The organism is Aeromonas sp. QDB25, assembly GCF_027707725.1.
Classification (GTDB): domain Bacteria; phylum Pseudomonadota; class Gammaproteobacteria; order Enterobacterales; family Aeromonadaceae; genus Aeromonas; species Aeromonas caviae.
Map to the genome: position 1 here is coordinate 1 of NZ_JAPCIZ010000130.1, position 6,105 is coordinate 6,105.

The 6,105-nt window shown below is 51.6% G+C and carries 4 protein-coding genes and 1 pseudogene; 3 read left to right on the top strand and 2 right to left on the bottom strand.

Annotation, left to right across the window (positions count from 1 at the left end; translation table 11 throughout):
* The first annotated feature begins 150 nt into the window (after positions 1–150).
* Positions 151–306, top strand: coding sequence for a hypothetical protein (locus PG883_RS22340; protein ID WP_270808240.1), 156 nt, complete (start codon positions 151–153; stop codon positions 304–306).
* A gap of 102 nt (positions 307–408) precedes the next feature.
* Here the strand turns inward: PG883_RS22340 and PG883_RS22345 are convergent, their stop codons facing one another.
* Both PG883_RS22345 and PG883_RS22350 read right to left on the bottom strand, forming a co-directional pair.
* Positions 409–696: a hypothetical protein gene (locus PG883_RS22345; RefSeq protein ID WP_039041204.1), complete on the bottom strand. Its 288-nt coding sequence runs from the start codon at positions 694–696 to the stop codon at positions 409–411.
* A gap of 86 nt (positions 697–782) precedes the next feature.
* A pseudogene (locus PG883_RS22350) lies at positions 783–1,842 on the bottom strand (GGDEF domain-containing protein).
* A 1,890-nt stretch (positions 1,843–3,732) separates the two neighbouring features.
* On the opposite strand from PG883_RS22350, the gene PG883_RS22355 reads away from it, so the two are divergent.
* A complete protein-coding gene (locus PG883_RS22355) occupies positions 3,733–4,899 on the top strand; it encodes a hypothetical protein (RefSeq protein WP_270808242.1) in 1,167 nt (388 codons plus the stop codon).
* Between the two features lie 5 nt (positions 4,900–4,904).
* Positions 4,905–6,011, top strand: a complete 1,107-nt coding sequence (locus tag PG883_RS22360; protein WP_270808244.1) for a hypothetical protein — start codon at positions 4,905–4,907, stop codon at positions 6,009–6,011.
* Positions 6,012–6,105 lie beyond the last annotated feature (94 nt).

Genomic DNA, 6,105 nt, shown 5'->3' on the forward strand with positions numbered 1-6,105 from the left:
AGCTGGGGCGCCCTCTGGGAAGGTTGGGAAGCCCTGCAAAGTAAACTGGATGGCTTTCTTGCCGCCAAGGATCTGATGGCGCAGGGGATCAAGATCTGATCAAGAGACAGGGCCTGTCTCGGGTCAAACAACGACACCCTGGTGGAGGGGATGCAGGACAAATGCAAGGCGGGGGACATTGTCGCCACCAAGCACCCGGCCTATTTCTGCGATTTCAACTACGCGGTCACCTTCAACAGCTACAACTCCGCGATTTGCGTCTACTCCGGCGGCCTGAAACCGGAGAGAACCACGGAAAAATCATGACTGGCGACCCATTTACCCAGTCTGACACGAAGAAGGCGGCAGTATATGTGGTCGATGCCCGAGCGGCGGTGCCGCGCAGGCCATCCGGGGGCGGCTTCGCCCCTATTTCACCCGCATCAGACGGTGATGCTGCCCGGCGCACTCGAGCTGGAGCACCTGGGATCGGGCCATGGCTTCCACCCTGGCCAGCATCTCGGCGCTGTAGCCCTTGCGGCGCATCCATTGCAAGGGCTCCTCGAAGCCCCCTTCGTTGACCACGAAGGTATCTGTGTAGGACTCCTTGACGATGCTGACCACCCAGATGCGCTGCTGAAACTCGCAGAGTCCGGCCACCAGGGTGGCCGCCCGCCCGGCAAGGGCGCGTACACGGCGGGCAAGAAGATGAACCATGGTATGGGCTCCGAACTGATAAAAGGGAAAACAGACTGGCACCCGGGTGGACGCGCCACCCTGTGCCCTCTCAACCCGCCCCGCTGCTATCGCGGGGCAGACACCTGACTGGAAGGAGGCGGGTTCCCGCCCTCCCCTGCGGCCCGGCGCTGGCGCTTGACCGCATACATGCTCGCATCGGCCCGGTTCAGCGCCTCCTCGACGCTGACCTCGGCCGGCATCACGGCCACCGCCCCCACGCTGGCACCGGGATAATGGATCACCTTGTCCCCCACCGGCAGTGACAGCACGCTGTGCTCGAACAGGCGCTGGCGAAACGCCGCCACCGCCCCGTCCAGCGTGTCGGCGTCCGGGAAAGGCCCCATGCCCACGGCCACGAACTCGTCCCCCCCCAAAGCGGGCCAGCAGATCGCCGCCACGCAGGGTCTCGCTCAGTTGCCGCGCCATGGCGGTGAGCAGCCTGTCCCCCGCCTCGTGGCCATACTCGTCGTTGATGGCCTTGAAGCCATCGAGATCCACAAAGGCGATGAGCACCGGATGCCCCGCCCGCTCCGACAACGAGAAGAGGCGGGTGAGCTCCAGCATCAGGGCGCGGCGGTTGGGGAGCCCGGTGAGGGGATCGGAGAGGGCCAGGCGCGAGAGCTCGTCGTTGGCCTGCTGCAATTGCCGCAGCAGTTGCTCCCGCTCCACCTGTTCGGCAATCAGGTGCGCGAAGAAGGCGATGAGCTGCTGCGCCCCCGCCACCGCGGGTTTTTGTTCGGTACTGGCGCCGCACAGGGTGCCATAGAGGGAGCCGGTCGAGGTGCGCACCGGGCTGCTCAGATAGGAGCGAATGCCGAGCTCGCTGGCCGCCTGGGAGTCCCCCCACAGAGCGGCGACGTCATCGGTGTAACCAATCTCTTCGTCGATGGCACGGCGACACAGGGTATCGCTCCACTCCACCGTCATCCCCTCGGGGATCTGCAGCCCGGCCACATTGCGGGCATAACGGACATGCTGGGTGCTTTGCCCGAGGTCAATCTCGGTGAGATAGGTCGACTCCAGCCCGGTCACCGACGCCAGCATCTCCAGCAAGGGGCGGGTCAGGCTCTCCAGATCCCGCGCGTTTATCATCTGCTCCGAGAGCGCCAGCAAAATTTTATCCATGCCTACCTCCACTACTGCGTGCATCTGATGGGCGACTACCTTAGCCAACTCGGGGCGGGCCCGACAAGCGGCAGACCGCGATTGACCGGGGGAAAGATCGATTTGTTCACATTTTGGCATAACCGGACCCCAAGCGGCGTCGCCATGCGAAACACAGGGGCACAACCCTGCCCTCGCCCCTGGGTGCCGCGTCGATTCCTGCCGCGTATTCACCCACGGTCACCATCCCCTCTCCCCTTGGGGGAGAGGGTTAGGGTGAGGGGTGGGTAACGTCATTGCTTGGTGCAATATCGCTCCACGCCTGAATAGCACGGCTTCGCCGCGCAGGACACGAGGACTGAGTCCTCGACGGGGTTTCGGCTCTGTCCCCTCTCCCCTTGGGGGAGAGGGCTAGGGTGAGGGGTAGGTAACGGCATTGCCTGGCGAATGCCGCCCCACACCTCAATGGCACGGCTTCGCCGCGCAGGACACGAGGACTCCGTCCTCGACGGGGTTTCGCCCGCGAGCCTCGGCGACTTCGGTTTGATCCCCTCTCCCCTTGCGGGAGAGGGTCAGGGTGAGGGGTCGGTAACGTCATTGCCTGGCGAATGCCGCCCCACGCCTCCATGGCACGGCTTCGCCGTGCAGGACACGAGGGCGCGGCCCTCGACGGGGTTTCGCGCGCCAGCCTCGGAGACTTCGGTTTGATCCCCTCCCCCCTTGCGGGAGAAGGTTAGGGTGAGGGGTGGGTAACGGCATTGCCTGGCGAATGCCGCCCCACGCCTCAATGGCACGGCTTCGCCATTCAGGACGCGAGGACTCCGTCCTCGACGGGGTTTCGCCCGCCAACCTCGGAGACTTCGGTTTGATCCCCTCTCCCCTTGCGGGAGAGGGTCAGGGTGAGGGGTCGGTAACGGCATTGCCTGGCGAATGCCGCCCCACGCCTCAATGGCACGGCTTCGCCGCGCAGGACACGAGGACTCCGTCCTCGACGGGATTTCGCCCGCGAGCCTCGGAGACTTCGGTTTGATCCCCTCTCCCTTTCGAGAGAGGGCTAGGGTGAGGGGTGGGTAACGGCATTGCCTGGCGAATGCCGTCCCACGTGTGAATGGCATGGCTTCGCCATTCAGGACGCGAGGACTCCGTCCTCGACGGGGTTTCGCCCGCCAACCTCGGAGACTTCGGTTTGATCCCCTCTCCCCTTGGGGGAGAGGGCTAGGGTGAGGGGTCGGTAACGTCATTGCTTGGCGAAATATCGCCGTCTAATTGGCATGGCTTCGCCATGCAGGACACGAGGACTCCGTCCTCGATGGGGTTTCGCCGCCGCTACGCGGCTTGGCGAGTGACTTTTCTTTGCGTGGCCAAAGAAAAGTCACCAAAAGAAAGGCCACCCCCACTTGTTCGCCCTCCTGCGTCGGGTTCCCTCGGTTCAGGCAAAAGGTCTGGCGGAACGACGCAGACGGTACATCCCTGTACCGCCTGCGTCTGCGCCGTCGTCCATGACGGCGCTCCTGACCTTGTGCCCTCACCTCGGCGAACAACAGGGGGGCAACACCCAACCCGCAGCACCGAGGCCAGTTAATTGACCATGACCTTGTGTTTGCGGGGTCAGGGTCGGGAGGGCTGTTCTCTCAGAGCCAACCCCTCACCCACCCCATGGCGAGACCAGATTGTCGCACCTATGCAACAGATTTCATCAATATGGTTGCATAGGTGAAAAAATCATGGTGAATACAACTGCAAGCAGCAGATATCCCTATCGGGAAACGGCTGTATATAGACGGTCCAATAGTGAATATTTCACCGTAATAAAACCTTATTTCTCTAACGTCCGATTACGCTTCTCTAATCGAACCTATGGGTATAGTTATTAAATTACCCCCCCCCAACATACACAGGTAAGGATAATAAATGATCGGTTCAATATGGAATAAATGGGACTTACATGTGCACTCCCCATTTACACATCAAGCCAATGAGTTTGGAAATACATCTATAGATGAATTTATTGATACCATCGTAGCGTCAAATCTAAAACTGACTGGCATTACAAATTATTTCTTTTTTAAGGAAAATGAACTAGAGCTTATCAGAGATAAAATTAAAGAGAAAGGTGTTGAGCATACTGTATTAGGTAATCTTGAGTTTCGTATAGACCAACAGAACAAAGATGGTGAATGGATTAACGTCCACTGCATATTATCAGAAAATATCACAAGCCAAAAAATTAACTCTATCTTATCAACTCTTCCAATCTCAAACACTACATCTGACGGTAAAAAAATATACTGTTCACAAGAATCCTTCACTGACTCCAAGGTTAAAACATCAGAAGCAACAGTTAAGTTTGATTTATTAATTGAGCATTTAAATCACAATTTAAAGTTTGGCATTGATTTTTTGATTGCAGCCTGTCCAAATGGTTATGGTGGGTTTAGGCCAGATACAAAAGAAGGAAGGTCTTTAGCTGTTGCTATAGAAATTGAGAAAAGATGTCAGATTATTTTAGGTAGACCTCAAGATAGAAGCTTCTTTCTAAATAAAGAACGATACGAGGGCGCTAAGCAAAAACCTGTATTCTATGCATCTGATGCACATAAAATAGCATCAATAGGAACTATGTATTCTTGGGTTAAGGCAAAGCCTACATTTGAAGGTTTAAGGCAGGCTATTATTGAACCAGACCTTCGCGTACAACAAACTGATAACTTCATTGAGAAACAATATTTAAAACCTTGGTTTAAATCTGTTGAGTTGGGTGGAAATATATTTTCTGGTGAGGAAATCTCTTTTTATAGCCAAAAAATACCATTAAACCCAAATCTTGTAACAATAATTGGTGGAAGAGGTACAGGTAAAAGTCTATTTTTAGATGCCATGCATTCTCGCTTCAACCACTTATCTGAGCACTCCAATGCTCGGATGGTAAGCAGTGAAAACTTATGTGTTGAATTAGATCAAGGTGATGGAACAGTATTAAGGTTCGACTCTCCAGAAACACATACTCTTATCTTCATGTTTCTCAGGGAGATGTCCAGCATTTTAGTCAAAAACCAGATGATCTTAGTGACGAAATAAAGAGAATGCTAAGAATTTATGGTACTGAGTTTGACCCCGTAACTAACTCTGAAATTTCGAATAACTTAAGTAGATATAGAGCGTTCGTTGAATACTGGGAAGATGTTGATTCTCAAAACCAGAGAATAAACAATCCGACATACCAACAAAGTATTATCGATAATAACACTCAATTAATTAGCACACTTACAAACCCACAAAACAAATTACTTATAGAGAGATACCAACAAAATTCAAAGAATATCAATGAACACAATAACTTTATCAATGAAGCAAGAAACTCCATTGCTCTTTTTAATAGATACATATCAGAAATAAATCAAAGAATACAGCTCCTTAACTCTCACACTTGCTCGGTAATAAAGTCTCCATTATTAAATGAAGATGCACTTCAGAACCCTATAAATCAAAACATTGAAACATCTAAAACCAAAATAGAAGAGCTATCACTTGCAAATAATTTAATTGCTGAACAATTTAAATTGCAAGGTATTAATCAAGACATTTCCTCACTACTTACAAAAGTGACTGAATATCAAAAATCAATTGACCATGCATCCTCAAAACCAGAAGAAATAAATCAGAGAACTCAAGAGTATCATAAATTAGTACAGTCTCGCGGAGAGTTATTATTAAAGTATAAAGACTATATAGAGGAACAAAAAAATAATATAGATAATGCTTTTCTAAAACTTCAGCGTAAGCAACCCCACTGGAATGAGGAGCAAAACACTTTAGTTCAAGAAATACTCTCAGACATTCATATTAATGGCGCTATAGTATTTAATAAAGAGCAATTCTACAGTGGCATTGAAGAATGTTTAAACAGGGGTAAATTTAGAAGTACAAATGAAAAAAGCACTTTTGACAGATTGATGGAGACTTTCTGTGTAAACTCAAGCGACGATTATTTTAGACTCGTTTCCGGTGAAAATATAATAAACTGCGATGGTGATAAAATAAACTTGGAAGCCTTTCTTTGGATGCAAGAGTTTTTTAACAAGGGAGGGAGATTTGAACTATTGAATTATCTTCACTCGTCTTCAAGCATTAAGAAATATCTCTATACCAACGCAGACTTCCAATATAAAGGGAAGCGCGAATTCAGATAATAACTGCAACACCCATGGTGCATAGGAGAGAAGAGGCCAACTGCCGGTTCTGGTACGCTTCTTCTCGCCAAAGAAACAAAGCGGAACACCATGA

What these genes read in the sequence shown, in the direction of transcription:
- PG883_RS22345 (WP_039041204.1), bottom strand. Translation starts at nt 696, where the DNA reads ATGGTTCATCTTCTTGCCCGCCGTGTACGCGCCCTTGCCGGGCGGGCG.
- PG883_RS22340 (WP_270808240.1), top strand. Translation starts at nt 151, where the DNA reads ATGCAGGACAAATGCAAGGCGGGGGACATTGTCGCCACCAAGCACCCG.
- PG883_RS22355 (WP_270808242.1), top strand. Translation starts at nt 3,733, where the DNA reads ATGATCGGTTCAATATGGAATAAATGGGACTTACATGTGCACTCCCCA.
- PG883_RS22360 (WP_270808244.1), top strand. Translation starts at nt 4,905, where the DNA reads ATGCTAAGAATTTATGGTACTGAGTTTGACCCCGTAACTAACTCTGAA.